This window comes from Pseudoalteromonas sp. APC 3694, assembly GCF_030407565.1.
GTDB classification, from domain to species: domain Bacteria; phylum Pseudomonadota; class Gammaproteobacteria; order Enterobacterales; family Alteromonadaceae; genus Pseudoalteromonas; species Pseudoalteromonas tetraodonis.
The window spans coordinates 38520-63697 of sequence record NZ_JASDDE010000007.1; the positions used below are offsets into that span (position 1 = coordinate 38520).

At 41.6% G+C, this 25178-nt stretch carries 19 protein-coding genes; 5 read left to right on the forward strand and 14 right to left on the reverse strand.

What is annotated here, in order from left to right; genetic code table 11:
• Window positions 1–35: 35 nt before the first annotated feature.
• Window positions 36–473, reverse strand: a complete 438-nt coding sequence (locus QMA00_RS04275) for a hypothetical protein (RefSeq protein ID WP_033103483.1) — start codon at window positions 471–473, stop codon at window positions 36–38.
• 221 nt (window positions 474–694) lie between these two features.
• Here QMA00_RS04275 and QMA00_RS04280 point away from each other — a divergent pair, with 221 nt between their 5' ends.
• The 4 genes from QMA00_RS04280 to QMA00_RS04295 all read left to right on the forward strand — a co-directional run bounded on the left by QMA00_RS04280 (window position 695) and on the right by QMA00_RS04295 (window position 7481).
• Complete coding sequence (locus tag QMA00_RS04280) at window positions 695–1711, forward strand: efflux RND transporter periplasmic adaptor subunit (protein ID WP_016899935.1); 1017 nt, start codon at window positions 695–697, stop codon at window positions 1709–1711.
• Between the two features lie 2 nt (window positions 1712–1713).
• The gene (locus QMA00_RS04285; RefSeq protein WP_076921117.1) at window positions 1714–4794 is read left to right on the forward strand and encodes an efflux RND transporter permease subunit; all 3081 of its coding nucleotides are present in this window, start codon (window positions 1714–1716) and stop codon (window positions 4792–4794) included.
• A gap of 86 nt (window positions 4795–4880) precedes the next feature.
• Complete coding sequence (locus QMA00_RS04290) at window positions 4881–6776, forward strand: putative nucleotidyltransferase substrate binding domain-containing protein (RefSeq protein ID WP_076921119.1); 1896 nt, start codon at window positions 4881–4883, stop codon at window positions 6774–6776.
• Window positions 6777–6779: 3 nt separating this feature from the next.
• Window positions 6780–7481 carry a 3'-5' exonuclease gene (locus QMA00_RS04295; protein ID WP_076921121.1) on the forward strand — a complete coding sequence of 234 codons (702 nt, stop codon included), beginning with the start codon at window positions 6780–6782 and terminating at the stop codon, window positions 7479–7481.
• Between the two features lie 74 nt (window positions 7482–7555).
• On the opposite strand, the gene QMA00_RS04300 is transcribed toward QMA00_RS04295, so the two are convergent.
• The 4 genes from QMA00_RS04300 to pxpB form a co-directional block, all read right to left on the reverse strand.
• Complete coding sequence (locus QMA00_RS04300; protein ID WP_036982759.1) at window positions 7556–9136, reverse strand: BCCT family transporter; 1581 nt, start codon at window positions 9134–9136, stop codon at window positions 7556–7558.
• A gap of 772 nt (window positions 9137–9908) precedes the next feature.
• A complete protein-coding gene (asnB, locus tag QMA00_RS04305) occupies window positions 9909–11576 on the reverse strand; it encodes an asparagine synthase B (protein ID WP_076921123.1) in 1668 nt (555 codons plus the stop codon).
• A gap of 320 nt (window positions 11577–11896) precedes the next feature.
• Entirely contained in the window at window positions 11897–12835 is a 939-nt protein-coding gene (locus QMA00_RS04310) for a biotin-dependent carboxyltransferase family protein (protein WP_076921124.1), read from the reverse strand.
• Window positions 12828–13487: a 5-oxoprolinase subunit PxpB gene (gene pxpB / locus QMA00_RS04315; RefSeq protein ID WP_076921126.1), complete on the reverse strand. Its 660-nt coding sequence runs from the start codon at window positions 13485–13487 to the stop codon at window positions 12828–12830. Before pxpB ends, QMA00_RS04310 begins: the two co-directional genes overlap by 8 nt.
• Window positions 13488–13665: 178 nt before the next feature.
• On the opposite strand from pxpB, the gene msrA reads away from it, so the two are divergent.
• The gene (msrA, locus tag QMA00_RS04320; protein WP_076921129.1) at window positions 13666–14952 is read left to right on the forward strand and encodes a peptide-methionine (S)-S-oxide reductase MsrA; all 1287 of its coding nucleotides are present in this window, start codon (window positions 13666–13668) and stop codon (window positions 14950–14952) included.
• Between the two features lie 641 nt (window positions 14953–15593).
• Here msrA and QMA00_RS04325 read toward each other — a convergent pair.
• The 9 genes from QMA00_RS04325 to QMA00_RS04365 all read right to left on the reverse strand — a co-directional run bounded on the left by QMA00_RS04325 (window position 15594) and on the right by QMA00_RS04365 (window position 25064).
• Window positions 15594–16472 carry a LysR family transcriptional regulator gene (locus tag QMA00_RS04325; RefSeq protein WP_013464894.1) on the reverse strand — a complete coding sequence of 293 codons (879 nt, stop codon included), beginning with the start codon at window positions 16470–16472 and terminating at the stop codon, window positions 15594–15596.
• A gap of 247 nt (window positions 16473–16719) precedes the next feature.
• Entirely contained in the window at window positions 16720–17376 is a 657-nt protein-coding gene (locus tag QMA00_RS04330; RefSeq protein WP_013464895.1) for a 3-oxoacid CoA-transferase subunit B, read from the reverse strand.
• Between the two features lie 15 nt (window positions 17377–17391).
• Window positions 17392–18090 carry a CoA transferase subunit A gene (locus QMA00_RS04335; RefSeq protein WP_013464896.1) on the reverse strand — a complete coding sequence of 233 codons (699 nt, stop codon included), beginning with the start codon at window positions 18088–18090 and terminating at the stop codon, window positions 17392–17394.
• Window positions 18091–18119: 29 nt separating this feature from the next.
• Window positions 18120–19016, reverse strand: coding sequence for a hydroxymethylglutaryl-CoA lyase (locus QMA00_RS04340; RefSeq protein ID WP_076921133.1), 897 nt, complete (start codon window positions 19014–19016; stop codon window positions 18120–18122).
• A complete protein-coding gene (locus QMA00_RS04345; protein WP_076921135.1) occupies window positions 19016–21007 on the reverse strand; it encodes an acetyl/propionyl/methylcrotonyl-CoA carboxylase subunit alpha in 1992 nt (663 codons plus the stop codon). The genes QMA00_RS04340 and QMA00_RS04345 overlap by 1 nt, the downstream gene beginning before the upstream one ends.
• A gap of 8 nt (window positions 21008–21015) precedes the next feature.
• The gene (locus tag QMA00_RS04350; protein ID WP_076921137.1) at window positions 21016–21786 is read right to left on the reverse strand and encodes an enoyl-CoA hydratase/isomerase family protein; all 771 of its coding nucleotides are present in this window, start codon (window positions 21784–21786) and stop codon (window positions 21016–21018) included.
• 12 nt (window positions 21787–21798) lie between these two features.
• Window positions 21799–23406: a carboxyl transferase domain-containing protein gene (locus QMA00_RS04355; protein WP_290156155.1), complete on the reverse strand. Its 1608-nt coding sequence runs from the start codon at window positions 23404–23406 to the stop codon at window positions 21799–21801.
• Window positions 23407–23416: 10 nt separating this feature from the next.
• Complete coding sequence (locus tag QMA00_RS04360; protein WP_096038417.1) at window positions 23417–24592, reverse strand: isovaleryl-CoA dehydrogenase; 1176 nt, start codon at window positions 24590–24592, stop codon at window positions 23417–23419.
• Window positions 24593–24629: 37 nt separating this feature from the next.
• Window positions 24630–25064 (reverse strand): MerR family DNA-binding transcriptional regulator, encoded by a 435-nt coding sequence (locus QMA00_RS04365; RefSeq protein WP_008114692.1) that lies wholly within the window; start codon window positions 25062–25064, stop codon window positions 24630–24632.
• Window positions 25065–25178 lie beyond the last annotated feature (114 nt).

Sequence of the window (25178 nt, forward strand, 5' to 3'; positions counted from 1 at the left end):
ATTAATAAAAAAACCTCAGTTTTAACTGAGGTTTTTTATTTTATACTCTTTTCACAATTGCTTGTATCTGTAGTAGAGAGCGTGACCTTGTTGGCAGCATTGACGAGCACACATTTTGTGTTTTTATCGAGCTTTTTCTTTTGAATAACGGTAAATTCACCTTCATCAGCAGCATATAAATTATACTGATACGCGCTATTACCCCCTTCAAATAAAGCAGTAAATAATCCACCGACTAGTCCACCAACAATCGCGCCGCCAATCATTTCTTCTTTATTGCCATCCAAGCTATCTACAAAGCCAAACCCCGCACCAGCAGCTATTCCAGTTCCCACTTCTGAGGAGAGTGTTACTTTTTGTATTGATTCAACAGACGCATAATAACGTTTAACAACTTGATTTTGATCTGCCCGATCAATCCCTGGTGATGCACAGCCTGATAGCAAGATCACCATAATTAAACTCTTTTTCATAAATGTGCCTTTATTAAAAATATTGATGAGCTAAATCATAGTCATAAATGTAATTTAAATATGTGTGGATTTTGTATGCAGCTGTAAAAATATGTAAGAGTGGCTAGCATGCTTAATTTCAGCTTATTGTTTTGCTAATTTATCGTACTTAGCTATTTATTGATCATATAGCTGTTAAACTGCGTAACATAATGCAAATAATAATTAATTAGGGTGATCTTTTGAAATCGCGAATTCTTTTTACCAGCGTGTTTTTTTCTTTAATGTCGTTAAGTTTATCTGTAAAGAGTGCCAATGTAGTGGTGGAGCAGGTAGCGATGGAACGTGCTAAAGAGCAAGTTCAGGCTGTTGGTAACGCCGAAGCAATTCATTCGGTTATTTTATATCCGGCTGTGGGCGATAAAGTAACGGCGGTGCATTTTAAACCGGGTGATAGCGTAAAGGCCGGTGATGTGTTACTTGAACTTGATTCACGCAGACAAAAAGCAGCACTTGAAGAGGCAAAAATAAAACTTGCTGACACCCAAAGAACCCTCGCACGTTTAAAGCAAAGCCAAGCAAAAGGGGCAGTGCCACAAAGTGATGTGGATGATGCAAAAACAGTTGTTGAATTAGCAAAAGTGACCCTTACCCAAGCAGAAACAGAATTTGAAGACCGCCAAGTTCGTGCGCCTTTTAACGGCACTATGGGACTTACCGACGTTGAAGTGGGTGACAGAATTACTCCCCAAACGGCGATTGCAAGTATTGATGATACGCGTGCTTTATATATAAATTTTAACGCCCCAGAATCGGCCGTTTATATGCTGCGCAATAAAGGCAATGTAAAAGTATTTCCTTGGCAGTCACAAAATGCTGTAAACGCAAAAATTGCTTATCTAGATTCACGAATAGACCCACAAACCCGCACCTTACGTGTAAAAGCGCAGCTTGAAAACCCGCAGCAAAAGTTCTTACCTGGCATGAGTTTTCGTGTTCATATTGAAGTAGAAGGGCAACGTTTTGCTGCTGTACCTGAGGCGGCATTACTGTGGGGAGCAACAGGCCCTTACGTTTGGACAAGTGTTGATAAAAAAGCCACTCGAATTGATGTGAAAATTGAACAGCGCCTTGCTGGTCGTTTATTAGTTTCGGGCGCTTTAAAAGAACAAGATAACTTAGTGGTAGAGGGCGTACAACGCTTACGTGCGAACCAAGAGCTAAGCTTCTCAGCGCCAATCGCTAATACGCAGGAGTAGCCATGAAACAGCAACCTATGATGCAAGACTTGCCATCAATGGCTATTCGCCGCCCAGTGCTTATTGTGGTTCTGAATTTACTGATTATTATTGCCGGAATTGCCGCCATAGCAGGCGTAGAAGTTCGAGAGCTTCCAGATGTAGACAGACCCCGAATTACCGTATCAGCCTCGTTCCCTGGTGGTTCACCTGAAACCGTTGATACTGAAGTTACCAGTAAACTTGAAGGTGCCGTGGCCCGTGTGAGCGGTGTTAAATCGATTCGTGCGCAAAGTGAAGAAGGTAATTCACGTATTGTGGTTGAATTTAGACCGGGTGTTAACCTTGACGACGCTGCAAATGAAACGCGTGAGTCAGTTGCTCGAGTGCAAAGAGAGCTCCCTGAAGAGGTAGAGCGCGTTTCTATTATTAAGGCTGATAACGACGCTGAAGCGGTGGTTTCATTAACAGTATCAAGTGAAAGTTTATCGTTAGAGGCATTAACAGAGCGGGTTGATGTTGATTTAGCGCCGCAGTTTTTAACTATTCCTGGTGTTGCCGACGTACGATTAAACGGCGATAGAGAACGTGTGCTCAGGGTTCGCATTAATCCATTAAAGCTCAGCAGTTTTAACTTAACGATTCCAGATGTTGCCGATGTACTTAGGCAAGCCCCCTTTGATGTGCCTGCAGGGAGTTTAAAATCAAACGATCAGCAAATAATAGTGCGCGCTGATGCAACGTCTGTTACCCCCGCACAGGTGGGCGACATTATAATTCAGGGCGATACTCGTATTAGCGATATTGCTGCCGTGTACTTTGGTCCGGCCGATCCGCGCTCTATGGTAAGACTTAATGGTAAACCTGTTATTGGTATGGAAATTATTCGCCAAGCACAGTCCAACACTATCGAAATTTCTGATGAAGTACTCAACCTTATAGAGGGGATGCGTGAGCGCTTTCCTGAGATGGAGTTTACGCTAACATCAGATGACGCGCAGTTTATTAGAAGCTCAGTAGATGAAGTGATTAACTCATTGGTTCTAACGGTACTGCTAGTGATCATCACCTTATGGGTGTTTATTGGTTCATGGCGTGCAACATTAGTCCCAGCATTTGCCATTCCTGTTGCGCTTATAGGCTCATTAGCACTGATATGGGCACTTGGGTTTTCAATTAATATTTTAACCTTATTAGCACTGGTATTAGCGACAGGATTAATTGTTGATGATGCAATTGTAGTGAGTGAAAATATTCAACGCCAGCGAGGGTTAGGCCTTGGAAGGCGTGCCGCAGCGGTTGTTGGTACCCGCGAAGTATTTTTTGCCGTTATTGCCACCACTGCAGTATTAGCGGCTGTGTTTGTACCCATCGCATTTTTACCCTCTACAGCAGGGCGTTTATTTAGAGAGTTTGGTGGCGTACTAGCTGGTGCGGTAATTATATCTAGCTTTGTTGCGTTATCGTTAGTGCCGGCGCTCACCTCAAAATTAAAACTCAAACAAGGTGGTTTTCACCCCTTTGCGAAATTTGGTAACGTGCTTGCCAATATTTATACCAAAACAATCCATAAAGTACTGGATCATGCGTGGGTTACCTTTATTGTTTGTTTATTAGTTGCAGGCGGTTCGGGTGCTTTGTATATGAGTTTAGATAACGAACTGCTCCCTACTGAAGATCGCGGTAAAATTAGAATATTTGCCCGCGGGCCTGATGGCGTAGGCTTAAATTTTATGGATAGACAAGCCATTAAAATGGAAGATACCTTACTGCCTTTCGTTGAAAGTGGTGAAATTGAGTCTATTTACACTGTGGTTGGGCAATGGGATCCCAATATTGTGTTTATTACTGTGCCATTAAAGCATTGGGATGAACGTAACTTTAGCCAACAAGAAATTATTAATAAAATTCGCCAGCCTTTAGGCAACATCCCTGGTGCACCTGCTTACCCTGGTGGGGCAAATAGCTTAAATTTACGTGGCCAAGGTGGCGGCATAGAAATCGCTTTACTGGGACAAGATTACCTTGAAATATTTAAGGCTGCACAGCAGTTCTCAGCTGATCTTGAAAAAGCCGTGCCAGAAGTTGCGCCGGTAAGAGTATCGTATCAGCCATCGCAGCCGCAATTGCGTGTTAATATTGACAGACGACGCGCAGAAGAACTTGGCGTGTCTTTAAGTGATATCGCAATTACGTTAAGAGCCGCTATTAATGGTGACGATATCGCTGATTTAAACATTGGCGATCAATCTATTCCTATTATGCTACAGGCACAAAATCAAACAATTAACGACCCGAGTGATTTAGCAAACTTGTTTATTAGAGCTCGTAATAATCAATTGGTGCCGCTCAGTAGTGTCGCTAACATTTCAGAGGAAGGGGTTGCTGCCGAGCTTGAGCGTCATGCTCAGCGCCGTGCCATAGAGCTCAGTATGGAGCTGCCTGAGGGCTTAACAATTGCCACCTTAGTAGAACAAATAAAGCAAGTGTCTGAGCAATCATTACCAGCAGGTATTACTCTTGCATTTAAAGGGGAAGCACTGACATTTGAAGAAACCTCCAACGAAGTATTAATGACCTACGTATTGGCATTCTTAATTGTGTTTTTAGTACTTGCGGCGCAATTTGAAAATGTTAACAGCGCTATTGTAGTAATGATCACTGTACCATTTGGGATTACATCGGCCATTCTAGCGCTATATTTAACCGGCACCTCACTAAATATTTACTCGCAAATAGGCCTAGTGATGTTAATTGGGTTAATCGCTAAAAATGCAATTTTATTGGTCGAGTTTGCTGATCAATTAAGAGATCAGGGGCTGAGTGTTCGAAAAGCGGTTGAACAAGCTGCATTGGTACGTTTAAGACCAATCACCATGACCTTAATATCGACCTTACTCGGTGCGTTACCCCTAATTATGTCAACAGGTGCCGGAGCAGAAGCACGTAACGCCATTGGCTGGGTGGTATTTGGTGGACTCGCGTTAGCGGTATTGTTTACGCTTTACTTAACACCGGTGATTTATTTAGGGTTAGCCCGTTTTACCAGTCCTCGTGGCGATGAATCAAAGCAATTAGCCCAAGAGCTGGAGCAGCTAGACTAACTAATTACGCTAATTGGCTATTTTTCTTTGAAAAAATAGCCAATTAAGCCCACAATTCAACTAGATTAAAGCCACAAGGACCACCCATGCAGGCCGAGCAAGTTGAAATAGCCCAATTTTTAGTTGAACACCCCCCCTTTGATACGCTTGAGAGCGAGGCACTAAACGAACTAGCAATGCAAATTGAAGTTGCCTATTTTCGTGCACAAACTGATATTTTACATTTAGGCCAAGATATTAGTGACTTATATATTATTCGTAGTGGCTCGGTTGAAATTTCACGTCGTAATGGCGAGCTCTATAATCGTTTAGCCACAGGCGGCATTTTTGGCCAAATGGGCCTATTGATGAACCGCAAAGTGCGCTTTCCGGCTCGTGCGCTTGAAGACACCTTAACCTATTGTATTAATGTTAATACCTTCAATGAATACTGTGATAAATACGAAACCTTTGCCGATTTTTTCGAAGTTGATGGTAACGTACGTTTGCATCAAGCCATTGTAGAGCAAGCCGACAGCAATGATTTAACCACCGCGAAAGTGAAGTCATTATTACACCGTGATGTGGTCACAGTAACAATGCAAACTGCTATTCAAGACGTCGCGTTTTTAATGACCCAAGAATCAGTGTCTTCAGTGTTAGTTACTGACATAGAAAAACAAATAAGCGACGACCCAGAAGAAGACGACGGTCAAGTCGTTGGAATTATAACCGACAGAGACATTCGCACTAAAGTGGTCGCCCAAGGGTTAACATATGATACACCCGCCAAAGAAGTAATGACATCAAGCTTAGTACTACTTGATAGCAACGCCTATGTATTTGAAGCCGTATTAGCCATGCTAAGAGATAACTTACATCATTTACCTGTGGTACATAAAAAACGGCCAATTGGGGTAATATCACTGTCTGACATTTTACGTTATGAATCACAAAGTAGCTTACTGTTAGTACGCGGTATTTTAGCGCAGCAATCAGTTGATGACCTAGTTCATTACGCACGCCAATTACCTAATGTATTTGTACGTATGGTTAATGAAGATGCAAATTCGCATATGATCGGAACCGCTATGGCGGTCATAGGGCGTACCTTTAAACAGCGTTTATTAGCATTGGCCGAAGAAAAATTTGGCGAGCCGCCTATTCCTTATTGTTTTATAGCCTTAGGCTCAATGGCCCGCGACGAGCAGCTAATTGTGACCGATCAAGATAATGCTCTCATTTTGGATAATAGTTTTGATGAAGCACTGCACGATGAGTATTTTCAAAACCTATCAGATTTTGTGTGTGATGGTTTAGCTAAATGTGGCTATACCTATTGTGACGGTGAAATTATGGCGTCGTTTAAAAAATGGCGTATGACCCGTACACAATGGAAAGAAAAATTTGCTAGCTGGATGGCCGAACCGAAACCGCAAGCACTGCTTAATAGCTCGATATTTTTTGACTTAGATGGTGTATGGGGCAAGCTAAAATGGGCCGATGAGCTTAAAACGCTGGTGGCCAAAGAAAGCAAAGTAAACAAACGCTTTTTAGCGAACCTTGCTGCCAATGCCCGCAATAGAACGCCGCCACTAGGGTTTTTTAATGGCTTTGTGCTTGAGCATAATGGCCAGCATAAGCGATCAATGAACTTAAAACGCCGTGGTACGGCGCCGCTATCTGATGTGGTGCGCGTTCATGCGTTAGCGGTTGGCTCACGTAAACAAAATTCGTTTGAGCGCTTAGAAGATATTATAGAGGCAAATTTACTGCCTAAAGGTAAAGCACAAGATTTACGTGATGCGTTTGAGTATATTGCCACAGTACGTATTCGTCATCAGGCGTGGCAAATAGAGCAAGGTGAAGCCCCAGATAACGATTTAGACCCCCATTTACTTTCACCCTTTGAGCAAAGTAATTTAAAAGAAGCTTTTGCTATTTTAGAGAAAGCCCAGAGCTTTTTAAAATTTAGTTATTCTGCGCATTCGGGTGTGAAATAAATTATGAGTAAATCAACGTTAAGGTGGCCACAGCGCTACGAGCAGTTATTGCAAACTGCGCAAAACCCGCTGCTTAAAGACTTTTATCAACAAGCGTTTACCAATCAGGCTGCTCCACTTAAAGATGTCCCTTTTGTGGCGCTCGACTTTGAAACAACCGGCCTTGATGCGAATAGCGATGATATTGTTAGTGTGGGGCTGGTGCCTTTTAATGTAAATCGTATTTATTGTAAAGAGAGCCGCCACTGGGTTGTGCAACCTCGACGAGGTTTAAGTGAAGAGTCAATAGTTATTCATGGAATTACTCATTCAGAAGTGGATGAAGCCCCTGATCTTAATCATATTTTAGCGCCACTGCTTGATGCCCTTAAAGGCAAAGTGGTGGTGGTACATTATGCTGCAATAGAACGTCATTTTTTTTATAACGCGCTACTTATGCGTATAAAAGAGGGCATTGAGTTTGCACTAGTTGATACGATGGAAATAGAAAGGCGGGCGCTTAAAGCACGGCAGGGGCTATTAGGCAGGCTGTTTAATTCAAAGCTAGGATCACTTAGGTTAAGTGATACACGGGAGCGTTATTCATTGCCATTGTATCAAAACCATAACGCGCTTACTGATGCACTAGCCACTGCCGAGCTGCTGCAAGCGCAGCTGAGTTACCACTATAGATCAGACACGCCACTGAGTGAAATTTGGCTTTAGCTATTGAAGCATTACTGTTAAAAATAAAGCACAAAAAAAGCCGCAATTTGCGGCTTTTTATTATGAAATGTGTGTTATTTAACTGGGCGAGGCTCAGTTCGTAAACCTAAAATTAAGCTTACACACATCAATAACAATACAATGGTAAATGGCAGACCGGTTGATATAGCCCCCGCTTGCAGTGCTTCAATCGCTTGAGTGCCACCAATCCAAAGTAATGCAGCAGCGATAGCACCCTCAACAGACGCCCAAAAAATACGCTGTGGTACCGGCGCATCAATCTTACCACCTGCTGTGATTGAATCGATTACAAGTGACCCTGAATCAGAAGAAGTAATAAAGAATACCAGTACTAAAACAATAGCAATGAAAGATAAAACGTTCGCCATTGGCATTTCATCAAGCATTTGGAACATCGCCATAGGCACACTTGTTAAACCGTCAGTTCCTAGGGCACCAATTCCATTAACTACTTGGTCAATTGCGATGCCGCCATAAATAGACATCCACAGGATAGTGACTGCTGTAGGAATAAGTAGTACAGCGGTTAAAAACTCACGAATTGTACGACCACGTGAAACACGGGCAATAAACATACCTACAAACGGTGACCACGAAATCCACCAAGCCCAATAAAATACTGTCCATCCATGCATCCATGTTTCATCTTCACGACCATGTGGGTTACTTAACGGAATAATGTTTTCTACATAGCCCATTACCGTGTTTGGTATATTACCCATAGATACAGCAAAACCAACTAAACATACAAATACCAGTAGCACTAAAGCAATAAGCATATTGACGTTACTAAGTAATTTAACGCCACCATCAATGCCTCGAATAACAGAGACGACGGCTAGTAAAGTAACACCTGTAATAACCAGAATTTGCGAACCTACGCCACCTTCTAAACCAAATACGTGGTTAATACCGGCAGAAGCTTGTTGTGCACCTAACCCAAGCGACGTAGCTAAACCAAATAAGGTTGCTAATACAGCTAAAATATCAATTATATGACCAGGCCATCCCCACGCTTTATCACCTAAAATTGGGTAAAAAATCGAACGAATAGAAAGCGGTAAGCCTTTATTGTAAGTAAAAAACGCTAACGAAAGCGCGACAACCGCATAAATGGCCCAAGGATGAAGACCCCAATGGAACATAGTTGCACCCATTGCCATTTTTGCGGCTTCTGGTGTGTTAGCTGTTACATTGAGTGGTGTTTCATACCAGCCGGTGTAATAAGCCACTGGTTCAGCAACCGCCCAAAACATTAAGCCAATACCCATACCTGCTGCAAATAACATTGCCAGCCAAGAAATACGAGAGTGAGATGGTTTAGCATCGTCGCCGCCTAAACGGATATTGCCATAAGGCGAAAAAATTAAAACTAAACAAAAAATAACAAAGAAGTTAGCAGCCCACATAAACAGGCCGTCAAAATTATTAATAATATCGGTTTTAATACCATCTAGCGTCGTTTTAGCAACTTCGGCATCAGATACTAATACGGCAATTAAAAACAGCGCTATTAACCCTGCACTTATTCCGAATACAGGGTTATGTATATCAAACCCCCATTTTTGCACGTTGTCTTGACCTACGGTGTAGTCCGTATTGTCAATACTGTACTTGTCATGATTCTCGCTCATGCAATACCTCATTGGTTAATGAAACAGGCTGGCTTAATGCCAGTTTTTTATAGTTCACTGTATTCGTGTTATTAGATTCTTTGTCAAAGCTAACAACACGAATAATTAGAAGACTAACTAATTCAATTGCCCATCATACCTTTACTGCTAGGGGAGTTAAATATTAAATACGAAAGAATTAACACTTTGCTAAAATTTTGAGCTGACTTTGTCTTTTTTTGTACATGTCTGGTCGCTGAGAAAATGCAAACTAACGCGTTAGCACTTTATTTTATAGTCGTAAATAGCAATGAATGCAAAGCTAAGTAAGTGAATATTCGGCCTAATCAGGCAAGAAAATAACTAAAAGCGCTATTGTATACGTAAAAACCCAAGCCAGGGTTTTAAATTACTATTAATTGTTAAAATGATTTTTTAGTTACATTTTAATAATATTTTTATTTTTTAGGGTTATGAGCCAGTTAAACATTTTTCAATGAGGCTAATGAAAAGTTGGATTGAAATAGTTTTTGTAAAAAGCGACTAAATTATTCTGCTATTAAAACTAATTTGGTTGAAGGCTTATCTTACCTGTGAGATTTAATTCACAAAAATGGCAAAGAGACGCTTCGCTTTTAGAGAAGGGACAAACAACAGAAACTAAAAAGAGATGGAATGGCTTTTGTATTCTTATTTACTTCTCTCAGTACTATAAAATTTTTAAGAAAATTATGTACAAAAAATAGCGAAGTAAAGCTGCAGTATTTAACCTGCAGCGTAGGTAGTGTGTGAACTATTTTATATATGCTTCATTGTGAACGCCCGCGGCGCGCCCTGATGGATCGGCATTATTTTGAAATGATGCATCCCATGCAAGTGCTTCTGGGGTTGAACACGCAACTGATTTACCATGTGGTACACACTTAGCCGATGCATCGCCTGGGAAGTGCGACTCAAAAATACGGCGGTAAAAATACGCTTCTTTAGAGTCTGGGGTATTAATTGGGTATTTAAATTTGGCATTCGCCAATTCTTGATCCGTTACTTGCTCATTAACAAACTCTTTTAAGGTATCTATCCAGCTGTAGCCAACGCCATCAGAGAATTGCTCTTTTTGACGCCATAACACTTCATCTGGGAGGTAGCCGTCAAAGCCTGCACGTAAAATGTGTTTTTCAATTTTTCCGTCTCTACACATTTTAGCTTCAGGGTTAATGCGCATTGCCACATCAACAAACTCTTTATCTAAAAATGGTACGCGTGCTTCAACACCCCAAGCCGCCATTGATTTATTAGCACGTAAACAATCAAACATATGCAGTTTTGAAACTTTACGGTTCAGTTCTTCATGAAACTCTTGTGCATTAGGCGCTTTATGAAAATATAAATAACCGCCAAATAATTCATCTGCACCTTCACCTGAGAGCACCATTTTTATACCCATGGCTTTAATTTGACGGGCCATTAAGTACATTGGGGTTGATGCACGAATGGTGGTTACATCGTAAGTTTCAATGTGGTAAATCACTTCTTTAAGTGCATCAATACCTTGTTGAATAGTAAAGATAATGGGGTGGTGAATAGTCCCTATCATATCAGCTACCTTTTGCGCTGCGGCTAAATCGGGGGAGCCTTCTAAACCCACCGAAAAGGAATGCAGTTTAGGCCACCAAGCATCACTTTCATCGTTATCTTCAATACGTTTTGCAGCAAAGCGCTGGGTAATAGCGGAAATAACCGATGAATCTAAGCCACCCGATAGCAATACGCCATAGGGTACATCACACATAAGCTGGCGCTTAACCGCCGCTTCCAATGCATCTTTTACATCTTCTGCTTTAGCATCGTTGTTTTTAACAGCGTCATAGCGTTGCCAATCACGTTGATAGTATGGGGTTAATTTGCCGTCTTTGCTGTACAGGTAATGCCCCGGCGGAAACTCTTCAATGTGCTTACAAATAGGTGAGAGCGCTTTGAGCTCTGACGCTACATAAAAGTTACCGTGCTCATCGTGACCTGTGTACAGTGGAATAATACCAATGTGATCGCGACCAATTAAGTACGCGTCTTGCTCTTCGTCATATAAACAAAAAGCAAAAATACCATTTAAGTCATCTAAAAATGCCGGCCCTTTTTGTTTATACAGGGCTAAAATCACTTCACAATCTGACTGGGTTTGAAAATCAAAGTCGACCTCTAAATTAGCGGCCAGCTCTTTGTGGTTATAAATTTCGCCATTAACCGCTAAAATATGGGTTTTTTCTGGGTTGTAAAGGGGTTGAGCACCGCTTGATACGCCAACAATGGCTAAGCGCTCATGCACTAAAATTGCTTTATCAGATGAATACACACCAGACCAATCAGGCCCGCGGTGGCGAAGCAGTTTGGACATTTCGATTGCCTGAGCGCGTAACTGGCTGGGATCCGATTTAATATCGAGTACGCCGAATATTGAACACATAATTTTTCCTCATTCCTATTAAGTGCCTACGATAGCGAGTTTGCTAAAGACTAACCTTGTTTTATCAGAAATAAATACCTAAGTCACATGGCTTTTTTAAAATAATAAGAATAATTTATGCACCAAATAAATTGGCGTTGCACCAATGTGGTGATATTGGCAAGGAGATTAAAATGCAATGTGCAATTTTTAATTTAAAATTACGTTAAAGTTAAATTAAATTGCAACAATTAGTTCGCCTTGCACCAAGAAAGTGCAAAGCGAAAAATAAATAAATAGCGGTTGAGTTACTCAGTGAGTGAACGTGAGTGCACTATTAATTAATCCCAGTAGCGGCTTAAACTCAGCTTAAGTTGTGCTAGGTGAGCATCGAGCTTATTTTTTGCAGCATTTGCTTGCTCAAGTGATACAAATTTAAAGGTGATTGGATCGGCAGTTCTAAATTGTGCAAACTGATGTAAGTCGGCTTCTATCACATGCGCTATTAAAGGATAACCCCCCGTTGTTTGCCCGTCATTTAATAACACTATAGGGTTGCCATCAGGTGGAAGCTGTATGCTCCCAGGTGCTACGGCTACAGAGGGCAATGAAAGTGTATGTTGCATAATATCAGCATTTTTATGATCTAAGCGCACCCCCATACGATTACTATTTGGATTAATAGTAAATGCGGTATCACAAAAAGCATTAATGCACTCGGGTGTTAGTAGCTCATAATGAGGACCAACATGTAAACGGATAATATTACGTTTAGGTGGGGTAAGAGCGCCCTTATTACATAACCATGGTTTAGTATAAGGACTTATGGCTAGCACGTCGCCGCTTTGCAGTGCACGGCCATTAAAGCCTCCAATGGCTGCCCCTAAATCGGTAGATTTAGAACCCATAACCTCTGGGCATTCAATACCGCCTTTTACTGCAATATAAGCACGGGAGCCACCACGGCCAGTTGCAAATTTAAGTGTTTGCATTGCTTTTATTGGGTAACTCCAGCCTGAATAAAGTGGGTGTCCATCAAGGGTTGCTTTGAGGTCGGCTCCATGAAGGGCAATAACGGTATCACACTGAAATTGCAGTTCGCATAAACCCACGGTTAATTCCAGCACGGCAGCGTTGTCGGTGTTATTTAATAAACGGTTCGCAATAATGTGTGCATAGGTATCAAGGCTGCCTGAGCGGCTTACCCCTAAATGTCGAAAACCCACACGGCCTAAATCTTGGATTGTTAGTTGAATACCGCTCTTGATTACTTTAATCATTGCTTACTCCTTTTACAGGCACAAACTCTATGGTATCGCCAGGTTTAAATAAGCAAGGATTAGCCGCTTTAGAATCAAATAAGCAGGCATCAGTGTGAGCTATAATATGCCAACCACCTGGCGAATCTTCAGGGTAAATACCAGTTTGGTCTGCTCCAATAGCAATTGCGCCTTTAGGTACACTCACTCGCGGGTTATCGCGCCTTGGGGTAAATAACCGTGAGTTGAGCCCATGTAAATAAGGAAAACCGGGAACAAAGCCTAAAAATAGAACGTGATATAACTCTTTACTATGTAAGTTAATCACTTCATCAATTGTGAGTTGATGATAGTTAGCTACGTAATCTAAATCTTCACCTTGGTAGTAGGTATTAATTTGGTGGTGCTGGCTATCAAACGGGTAATCATCCACTTCCTCCCATAACTTAGCTAAGTTGTTGTGCCATTTATGGAGCATTTCTGAAGACTTTAAATACAAAGTTAATGAGTTCATAGCCGGTACTAAATCAATAAACTCATTACTATTTTTACAGTATTGGGCGAGTGCCCAAAGCTTTTTTTGCGTCGCAAGTATGTGTGGTTTGCTGTAGTGAGAAACATCAAAAAGCAGGCTAGAGTTCGTTAAAATTTTTATACTAGGAATCATGCTCATATCGATAACTCATTAATATTAATTACATTTAAGCTATCACAGTCGCTGTAATATTACGATATTAATAGACAAGCTCGGATAGATTAAATTCCCGTCTTCGTAAAGTTTTATTGCGTGTGAAATTTATTGTTGCGTTTAAAGGTCTGCTCAAAGGTAACTAAAACTAAGAGGTAATCGTATGTTTAAGGGGTTAATATTAGCTACATTTGCTATGTTGGGATTACTAAGTACGATGAGCGCTATCTCGTCAGATGAGGTAACTAAATCCAGTGATTTAAATGCTACCATGCATGTAGAAAAGCTAGTGCTTGGCTCGGGTTGTTTTTGGGGGGCAGAAAAACGCTATGAAGCACTTAATGGGGTGCTCGATGCAGAGTCGGGCTATGCCGATGGGCATGGGTTTAAACCAACTTACAGGAATATAACTAAGCTATCGCGTCGCTTTGATGAAGATAACTACGCTGAAGTGGTGCAGGTTACATTTAATAGCAATATTATTTCGGCAAAAGAGCTGCTGCAAAATTATTACGAAAGCCACGATCCGACTCAAAAAAACCGCCAAGGTAATGATGTAGGTACACAATATCGCTCTATTATTTTAACTACAAGTGACGAGCAAGCAAACACCGCGATTGCTGTAACACAGCAGTACCAGCAGTTACTCGCCAAAGCAGGTTATGGAACAATAGCTACACAAATTAAGCCACTAGAGCAATTTTATTCTGCTGAAGAGTATCATCAAAATTACCTTGAAAAAAATCCAAACGGTTATTGCCCAGACCATTCAACCGGCGTTGTTTTTAGTCAAGATGAAAAGCAGCAGGTTGATAACACTGCATTGTCGACTGGCAAACAAATTGTTATTTTAGACTCTCGCGATTACTGCCCTTACTGTGAAAAATTTAAAGCGGCGGTAGCTAATGACTATAAAGGCACAATACCAATGACATTTCGCCATGCTGATCAGCTAAATGGCTTAACCATCAAATCGGCTACCTGGGCTACACCCACCATACTATTTTTAGAAGATGGAGTAGAAGTGTATTCTCGCCAAGGTTATATGGATGCCGAGCTGTTTTATAAAGCGCTAGGTGCATTTAAACTCGGTGACAGTGAAGCTTATAAAGTAGCGTTTAACGCTAAAACCGACAGCCCTTACTGCAAAGAATATGCTATTTTTAAAAACACGCCCGATGGCATCTTTATTGATAAACTAAGCGGTGAGCCATTATTTGATACCCGCGATAGATTTAACTCAGGCACCGGTTGGCTTTCATTTACTCACCCAATAAAAGACAGTGTAACCCAACATGAAGATAATAGCTGGGGAATGCAGCGAATTGAGCTTAAGTCTAAAAGTACCGGTATTCACTTAGGGCATTTATTTCCGGGTGAGGGGCCTAGAGGGCAAGATAGATATTGTATTAATGCGACTGTTTTAGAATTTGTAGCCAGAAAACAGTAAATTTTAAGCAAAAAAAAGCAGCGATGATTAAGTAGATACTTAACGGTCGCTGCATTTCAATTGACAACATCTTCACACACAATAAAGATTCGGGGGGTTGTATTAGTACAAAACTAACTCTGGCTTATTGTTGTTGATGAGAATGAAAATAAAAACAACCCAAGCTCAGTCACCACCGGACTTGAGTTGTTTTTTACACTGACAACATCTTCACACACAATAAAGATTCTTAAGTTTATTGGCGGGTGTAAGAGTAAAAATAAAAACAACTCAAGCTAAGTCACCACCGAACTTGAGCTGTTTTTTACACTGACAACATCTTCACACACAATAAAGATTCTTTTTTACTAGCTCGTTGTTACAAACTAATGAAATCTGATTTAAGTAACACGTTTTATATTTTTTAGCGTGTTGCCGTTTGGTTGAGTTAACTTTAGAGCTTTTACTCAATTTCGACAAGCGATAAAAACAAAACTAATAAGTGAAAAAAACTCACTTATGGGGTTTTAGATTTTTCCAATATGTAAAGCACTGACAAATAAACGCTTTTGTTGTTTTTCCGGTAGGGGGGTTAAAAATAAAAATTGCACACTTTAAAATTAGCTAATAAGCGCTCAACAAGGAGCGCTTAATTGAATGTGCTATTTAGTTTGCCTAAAGGTGTTAATCACCCATTTTGCAAACAAATCGAGAGGGTGATTAGCGGTACTTGAGCCATGCTGAACTAAATAGTATTTGTCTTTTGTTGTTAGTGGTTGCTCAAACAGTTTGTAAAGCCATTGCTCATCCAGCCAGCTCTGGCTTATTGGCAAAGGAATAAGTGCAATGCCCATACCTTGCTGTGCAGCGCGTGCAACGCCAAACATACTATCTATTTGAATAATTTGTGCAGGGGAAAAGTCATCAATACCGACTTTTTCAGCCCATTGATGCCATGCCCAAGGCCGTGCTTTATGAACAATAAGCGGCACTTGATTGAGCGCCTGGCAGTGATCGTTTTGCCACTGATCGAGCAGCTTTTTATTACACGCTGGAATATATTCTAAATTAAATAACTCAGTAGCCAGCCCATCAAGCGGTTTACTCGAAGATAAAATGATTGATAAATCACTTTGGCGAGTCAGCTCTTTGCGCGTTTTAAGGGTGTCCATGTGTAAATTAATATTAGGATGCTCACTCGTCCACTCACTCAGTTTTGGCATTAGCAATTCACTGGCAAAAAACTCGGGCAGGGTAATAGTTAAATTTACATTTTGTTGTAACTGACTAAATTCGGTAATGGTGCTTTCCAGCATATTTATAATGGGGTAAATCGCTTCAAAAAAGTTTTTTCCAGCTGGCGTTAAGCTTATGGAGCGGGTTTGCCTTTGAAATAAATCAATGCCCAGCTGCTCTTCTAGCTGCTTTATTTGATGGCTGACCGCCGATGGCGTTAAATACAGCTCTTTGGCGGCATGTTTAAAACTTAAGCTTTTTGCAGCAAAACAAAAAGAGCGAAGGCCGCGAATAGGTGTTTGCATGGTATCCAATATAAAGTTATTTCAATCACCTTATTACAGGCAATTATTAAACCAAAAATAAAAGTTAACTATATCAGTTATTTAATTTTTTTATTAGGGCGAATTCACCCAAGTGGTGCGTTAAATTGTCACTATAGTGCAAAAACTAAAATAAAGACAAAAAAAATCCCTCTTGCGAGGGATTTTGGGTAACTCAGCGCCATTGGCACTGGGAATGAGGTCGTTACAGGGTGAAATTGTGAGTAGTTTAAAACACCATCTCAGGAATATCACCGTCAACAAGCAATTTACCTGCCGTTTTACTAATAATTTCATCAACTGATACGCCTGGTGCGCGTTCTAGCAAATGAAATGCGCCGTCTTTAACTTCTAATACGGCTAAATCGGTTACTATTTTTTTAACGCAGTTAACGCCCGTTAGCGGTAACGTACAGCTTTCTAATAATTTAGAATCGCCGTGTTTGCTGGCATGGGTCATGGTAACAATAATGTTTTTTGCACCGGCGACTAAATCCATCGCACCGCCCATGCCTTTTATTAATTTTTTAGGGATCATCCATGAAGCAATAGACCCGTTTTGATCCACTTCAAAAGCGCCCAGAACCGTTAAGTCTACATGACCACCCCGTATCATGGCAAAACTATCTGCACTGTTAAATATAGCTGCCCCCGTGGCTGCCGTCACGGTTTCTTTACCCGCGTTGATCATATCTGCATCTACTGTGTCTTTGGTTGGGTATTCACCCATACCTAATAGGCCATTTTCGGACTGTAGCATAACTTCTATGCCATCGGGTACATAGTTTGCGACGAGTGTCGGAATACCTATGCCTAAATTAACATAGTACCCATCTTGTAGCTCTTGAGCGACGCGCATTGCGACTTGTTCACGTGATAATGCCATTTTAAGTGCTCCTGCTTAATCTCGTGTGGTAACACGTTCAATGCGTTTTTCAAAGTTGCCCTTGATCACGCGATTTACAAAAATGCCAGGGGTATGAATTTGACTTGGCTCTAGCTCACCGGGTTCAACAATCTCTTCCACTTCGGCAACGGTAATTTTACCTGCGGTTGCGGCCATTGGGTTAAAGTTCATTGCGGTATGGCGAAATACTAAATTACCGTAACGGTCCGCTTTCCATGCTTTTACAATGGCAAATTCACCGGTAATTGACTCTTCTAAAATATAAGGGCGACCATTAAATTCTTTTACTTCTTTACCCTCAGCTACTGGCGTACCGTAACCCGTGGCGGTATAAAAAGCAGGAATACCGGCACCACCAGCACGCATTTTTTCTGCTAGAGTCCCTTGCGGTGTTAGCTCTACATCAATTTCGCCATTAAGTAGTTGTTGTTCAAAAAGAGCATTTTCGCCAACATAAGAGGCAACCACTTTTTTAATTTGTTTGTCTTGTAATAAAAGCCCTAAACCAAAGTCATCAACGCCGCAATTGTTAGATACGACCGTTAACTCTTTGGTTTGCATTTTTTTAATTTGTGCTATTAATCCCTCGGGAATACCGCATAAACCAAAACCACCAGCGATGATAGTATCGCCGTCTTTTAAACCTTCCATTGCAGCTTCGTAACTCGAAACTACTTTATCAAAACCGGCCATGAGTGACTCCTCATTCTATGCTATTGCAATTATTGTGTGTGTAATGCCACTGAAACTTTACTAACAGGCTGTTTATTAAGCGCATTAGTAATTTGCCAACCTGCTTGTGCAAGCCTTTTTAAATCAATTCCATGTTCAATGCCAAGCCCTTGCAGTAAGTAAACAACATCTTCGGTGGCAACATTTCCTGACGCACCCTTAGCGTAAGGGCAGCCACCAAGGCCAGCAACGGCAGCGTCAACCGTTGAAATACCTAGGCTTAAGGCAGCGTAAATATTTGTGAGCGCCTGTCCATATGTATCATGAAAGTGTACTGCAAGCTTACTTTTATCAATATGCTTGAGCAGCAATGTAAGCAGCTCAGTCACTTTACCTGCGGTGCCGACACCAATAGTATCGCCAAGGCTCACTTCATAGCAGCCAAGCGCTAATAACTTTTGTGCCACGTTTAAAACAACCTGAGGGTCAACGTCTCCCTCATAAGGGCAGCCTAAAACACAGCTTACATAACCACGAACGCGTATATTATTGGCTTTAGCAAAAGTCATTACCTCGCTAAAACGATCAATACTTTGCGCTATTGAACAATTTATATTTTTTTGACAAAACGCTTCGCTGGCCGCCGTAAATATAGCAAATTCTTTAATACCAACAGCATGCGCAGCTTGTGCGCCTTTTAAATTTGGCGTTAAGGCACTTAAATTAATCTCTGGAAGGTCAAGCGCACTGATCACCTCACTTGAGTCTGTCATTTGTGGCACCCATTTTGGGGATACGAACGCACCAGCTTCTATGTCTTTTAATCCCGCGGCGGCGAGGGCATTAATAAGTGTTACTTTATCTTCAGTGCTGACGGTTTTTTCATTTTGTAAACCATCACGTGCACCCACTTCAACAATACGAACTTTGTTTGCAAAGGCACTCATTAAGCACCTTCCTGAACAGTCGTATCTTCAACAATGGCTAACAGTGCGCCGTGTGAAACTAGTTCACCTTCACCAAAGCAGTAACTCTGTAATATGCCGTCATGCGGTGCATTAAGTGTATATTCCATTTTCATGGCTTCGATAATAACAACGGCATCACCTTTAGTGATAGTGCTACCTACTTCAATTAAATGTTTTACTACCGTGCCATTGAGTGGCGCAGCGAGCGGCAGCGCGTCATTTTCGTGTGAACTAATATAATGTTTATCAACACATTCAAACTTAGTTTGCAGTGCTTTATTCATTACAGTAATTTCATTGTCAGTTATGCTGACATGCGCACTGTGCTTTTCACCGTTAATAAATACGTTGCACACACCATTATTTAGCGTCCCTTGTACACTGTATACGCCCGCGCTGTGTGTCACATTGTAACCCTGCGCTGTTTTGACGGCGCTTAGCGGTAAAGCTACAAATGGGATTTTAATTGCCTGCGGTGCATTTAAAGTAAACCCACTCAGTTGTTGCCAAGGGCTGGCACTATTGTTTTGTGCTTGGTGCGTGTTTAACGACTCTAAATAGGCAAAAGCGGCAATAAGCTGGCTTGATAGCAATAATGACTCATCAACTGCAGCGAGTGAATCACCTTGCTCAGCAATAAAGTGTGTACTTGGCGCGCCTTGTTTAAAACTTGCGTGGCAAGCTAAGTTATGTAAAAAGCCAATATTGGTACTAAAGCCTGCTAAATGAAATTGCTCAAGCGCCTGTTGCAAACGAGAAAGCGCTTGTTCGCGATTATCATCATGAACAATTAACTTTGCAATCATTGGGTCGTAGTAGGGGCTTATTTCATCACCTTGGGCAATCCCAGTATCTATGCGTACAAATTCACTATTAACGGGGACATGTAGCGCTTCAATGGTGCCTGAGCACGGAATAAAGTCATTTGCAGGGTCTTCGGCGTAAATACGCGCTTCAAAGCTATGGCCCTGCAGTTGAATATCAGATTGCTTTAACGGCAGTGTTTGCCCGCCCGCTATATTAATTTGCCAGTTAACTAAATCAACGCCGGTTACCATTTCGGTCACTGGGTGCTCTACTTGCAGGCGAGTGTTCATTTCCATAAAGAAAAATTCATTACCGCAAAGTAAAAACTCAACAGTACCCGCACCACGGTAATTAATGGCTAATGCACAGCGAACAGCCGCTTCGCCCATTTCTTTACGCAGCGCGGCAGATAAACCTGGAGCAGGGGCTTCTTCAATCACCTTTTGGTGTCGACGTTGTAAGGAACAGTCACGATCACCCAAATAAACACAGTTACCGTGATTATCTGCAAATACTTGTACTTCAACATGGCGAGGTTGATTAACGTAGCGCTCTAATAGCACTAAATCGTTACCAAAACCGGCAATGGCTTCACGTTGGGCGCCTTCAAGTGCAGTTATAAAGTCTTTCGGCTTTTCTACCACTCGCATCCCTTTACCACCGCCACCAAAGGCCGCTTTGATAAGCACAGGGTAGCCAATTTTTTCAGCCTCAGCTTGTAAAAAGCTAGGGTCTTGTTTATCGCCATAATAACCTGGAACCAAAGGAACATTAGCGGCTGCCATAATTTCTTTTGCACGGGTTTTAGAGCCCATAGCTTCTATGCTACCTGCTGGTGGCCCAATAAAGGCAATGTTATTGGCTTCACAAACATTAGCAAATTCGCTGTTTTCAGATAAAAATCCATAACCAGGATGAATGCAATCGGCGCCACTCATTTTGGCAACGTTAAGTATTTTATCTGCAACTAGGTATGAGTCTTTACTCGGCGCTGCACCAATATGGTAGGCTTCATCCGCCATTTTCACATGTTGAGCGTTTTTATCTGCATCTGAATAAACCGCAACTGTGGTCAAGCCCATTTGCTTTGCTGTTCGCATAATACGACAAGCAATCTCTCCGCGATTAGCAATCAGAATTTTTTGTAAGTGTACTGTGTTCATAATGCGTCCTAGAGTTGCCATTGGGGAGGGCGTTTTTCAAAAAAGGCGCTCAGTCCTTCTTGGCCTTCAGTTGATACACGAATTTTAGCTATACGCTCTGCAGTCAGTGTAATTAGCTCCTCGTTTATCTCTTTATTGGCAACATCGTTAATAAGTGCTTTTGCGGCTTTAACGGCAATAGGGCCGTTATCAATCAAGGTTTGCAGCAAATTATCGAGGGCTGTCTCTAAGTTCCCAGTAATTTGATGCACTAAACCTAGTTGCTTTGCTGTGTGGGCATCAAACACTTCTGCAGTTAAAAAATATCTGCGTGCAGCACGCTCACCAATGGCCTTAATCACATAAGGGCTGATCACGGCAGGTATTAGCCCAAGTTTAACTTCACTTAAACAAAATTGTGCATCGTCTTTACTAAGCGCAATATCACAGCAGGCAATTAAGCCTAATGCCCCACCAAAGGCGGCACCTTGTACCGCACAAATTGTAGGATGCGGGCTCTGTGCTAATACTTGCATAAGTTTAGCCAGTTGCATTGAATCAGCTAGGTTATCGTTATAGTTATTATCTGCCATCGATTTCATCCAGGCTAAGTCGGCACCGGCTGAAAAATGTTTACCTTCGGTTTTGAGTACTAAGGCACGAATATCGAGCGTATTAGCATGTTCAATACATTGAATAAGCTCATGGATAACGTCGCTATTAAACGCATTACGTTTGTCTGGGCGGCTTAAAACGAGTACAGCCACATTAGATTTTGTTATTTGTAGTGTTACTGACATTGTGCGCTCCGGTTACATTCTAAATACGCCAAACTTAGACTCACGCTGTGGTGCATTTTTAGCTGCAGTTAATGCAAGCCCCAACACATTACGTGTATCGACAGGGTCTATAATGCCATCGTCCCATAAGCGGGCACTGGCATAATAAGGATGACCTTGTTGTTCGTATTGACTAATAATTGGCTTTTTAAAATCGCTAACTTCTTGCTCGTTCATGCTTTCGCCTTTACGGGCTAATCCATCTTGTTTAACTTGTGCCATAACACCTGCAGCTTGCTCACCACCCATGACTGAAATACGGGCATTTGGCCACATCCACATCATGGTCGGTTCAAATGCACGGCCACACATTCCATAATTGCCGGCGCCATAAGAGCCACCAATAAGCACGGTGAATTTTGGTACATCAGCACACGACACCGCCATCACCATTTTAGCGCCATGTTTAGCAATGCCTTCGGCTTCGTATTTTTTACCGACCATAAAGCCAGTAATATTTTGTAAAAATACCAATGGAATGTTGCGCTGAGCACACAGCTGAATAAAGTGCGCGCCTTTTTGCGCCGACTCACTAAATAAAATACCGTTGTTAGCCACTATGCCCACAGGGTTGCCATAAATGCTGGCAAAGCCTGTCACCAGTGTTTCGCCAAAGTAACGTTTAAATTCATCAAAAGACGAGTCATCGACAGTGCGGGCTATTACTTCACGCACATCAAATGGCTTTTTAAGATCAGTACCAACAATGCCGTAAAGCTCGTTAATATCGTAACGGGGAGCTTTTACATCATCTAATAATGGGGAGGTAGGGCGTGTGTAATTAATTCGCTCTATACATTGGCGTGCAATTGATAATGAATGCGCATCATTTTCTGCGTAATGATCGGCCACACCCGATGTTTTACAATGAACATCGGCGCCACCAAGTTCTTCTGCGGTAACTTCTTCACCGGTTGCCGCTTTTACCAGTGGTGGGCCTGCTAAAAATATAGTGCCTTGCTCTTTTACGATGATGCTTTCATCGGCCATAGCGGGCACATAAGCACCACCTGCGGTACATAAGCCCATAACCACTGCAATTTGTGGAATGCCTTTACCCGACATACGTGCTTGATTGTAAAAAATACGCCCAAAGTGCAGTTTATCTGGAAATACATCGTCTTGCTCTGGCAGGTTGGCACCGCCAGAATCAACTAAGTAAATACACGGTAAGTGGCAACGCTCAGCAATATCTTGTGCGCGTAAATGCTTTTTAACAGTAAGCGGGAAATAGGTGCCACCTTTAACTGTCGCGTCGTTTGCAATCACCATACATTCAACGCCTTTTACGCGACCAATACCTGCAACCACACCGGCACAAGGTATCTCTTGTTCATACACACCAAATGCAGCAAATTGCGATATTTCTAAAAAGGGTGAGCCTTCATCTAATAAAGTACTGATACGGTCGCGAACAAACAGCTTTCCTCTGCTTTCATGGCGCTCTTTAAGTGCAGCGCCACCACCTAAGCTAATATTGGCAACTTTATCGCGTAAATCATCCACCAGCGCCGACATATTTTTGTGGTTTTGCACAAAACTAGGATCGTGGGGATTAACGCTCGATTTTAAAATCGTCATAAATTAATCCTTAACGGCTTTCAGTAAATAATTCACGGCCAATCAACATGCGGCGTATTTCTGAAGTGCCTGCGCCAATTTCGTATAATTTCGCATCACGCAGTAAGCGACCTGTTGCGTATTCGTTTATGTAGCCATTGCCGCCTAAAATTTGGATTGCATCAAGGGCCATTTTAGTTGCAAGTTCTGCAGCGTATAAAATTGCGCCAGCTGCGTCTTTACGGGTGGTTTCGCCGCGATCACAGGCTTTTGCTACTGTGTACACATAAGAGCGGGCTGCATTCATTTGTGTATACATATCGGCAATTTTGCCTTGAATTAACTGAAATTGACCAATAGGACTGTCAAACTGCTTACGCTCATGAATGTAAGGCACCACAATATCCATACATGCTTGCATAATTCCTAATGGGCCTGCAGCTAAAACAACTCGCTCGTAATCAAGGCCGCTCATAAGTACCTTAACGCCTTCGTTTAAGTTACCTAAAATATTTTCTTCAGGTACTTCGCAGTTATCAAAGACCAATTCACAGGTGTTTGATCCGCGCATACCGAGTTTGTCGAGTTTTTGTGCGGTAGAAAACCCTGGGAATGTTTTCTCAACAATAAAGGCGGTAATACCTTTCGCACCGGCATTTAAATCTGTTTTTGCGTAAATAACAAGAGTATCAGCGTCAGGGCCATTGGTGATCCACATTTTATTGCCGTTTAAAATGTACTTATCGCCTTTTTTCTCGGCTTTAAGTTTCATTGATACAACATCAGAGCCTGCGTTAGGCTCACTCATGGCCAAGGCACCAATGTGTTCACCGCTAATAAGTTTAGGTAAATATTTTTCTTTTTGTGCTTGTGAGCCATTACGGTTTATTTGATTAACACACAGGTTTGAATGCGCACCATAGCTTAAGCCAATTGAGGCACTTGCACGGCTAATTTCTTCCATGGCAATAACGTGCTCTAAATAGCCTAAGCCAGCACCACCAAATTCTTCATCCACGGTCATGCCAAGCACGCCCATTTCACCCATTTGCGGCCAAAGTTCATTGGGGAACGCATTATCAAGGTCAGTTTTTTCAGCTAGTGGGGCAATTTCTTGACTTGCGAAGCTATTAACATGACTGCGGATCATGTCCGCTGTTTCGCCAAGACCAAAATTCATTTCTTTATATAGTGAAATAGTGCTCATGATTCATTCCTGTGTGTTTGATGATGTTTATTATATTTTATTCATCTATTTTACTAAGCGTGTCGCGACAACGACGTTCTGCGGTAACCAACTCCATTAGTACAACTTTAATGTCGTCCATTTGTTGAGATAGGTCGGCCTTTTTTTCGCTGATGAGGTCAAGCATAGTAACTAACTGTTTAGCGCTTGATTTGTCTGCATCATAAAGTTCAAACAAACGACCGGTTTCAGCCAAGGTAAACCCTAAACGTTTACCACGTAGTATTAACTTTAGGCGCACTTTATCGCGCTTTGAGTAAATACGAGTTTGGCCATTGCGCTCTGGCGATATAAGCCCTTGGTCTTCGTAAAAGCGAATAGAGCGCGTGGTAATATCAAATTCTTTCGCTAATTCGCTGATACTAAAAGTTTGTTCGTTTTTAGCCGGCTCATTGGCTGAATTTGCAAAGTTTGTTTGATTATCTGATTTCATTGTAATGTTTACCTCATTCGAATATCACCAATATAAGTGAAGTTTACGTAAAGGTAAAGTGCGATCTGGTTGTTATACTTTAGACGTACAAAATAAATGCGGATTTACAGTAGA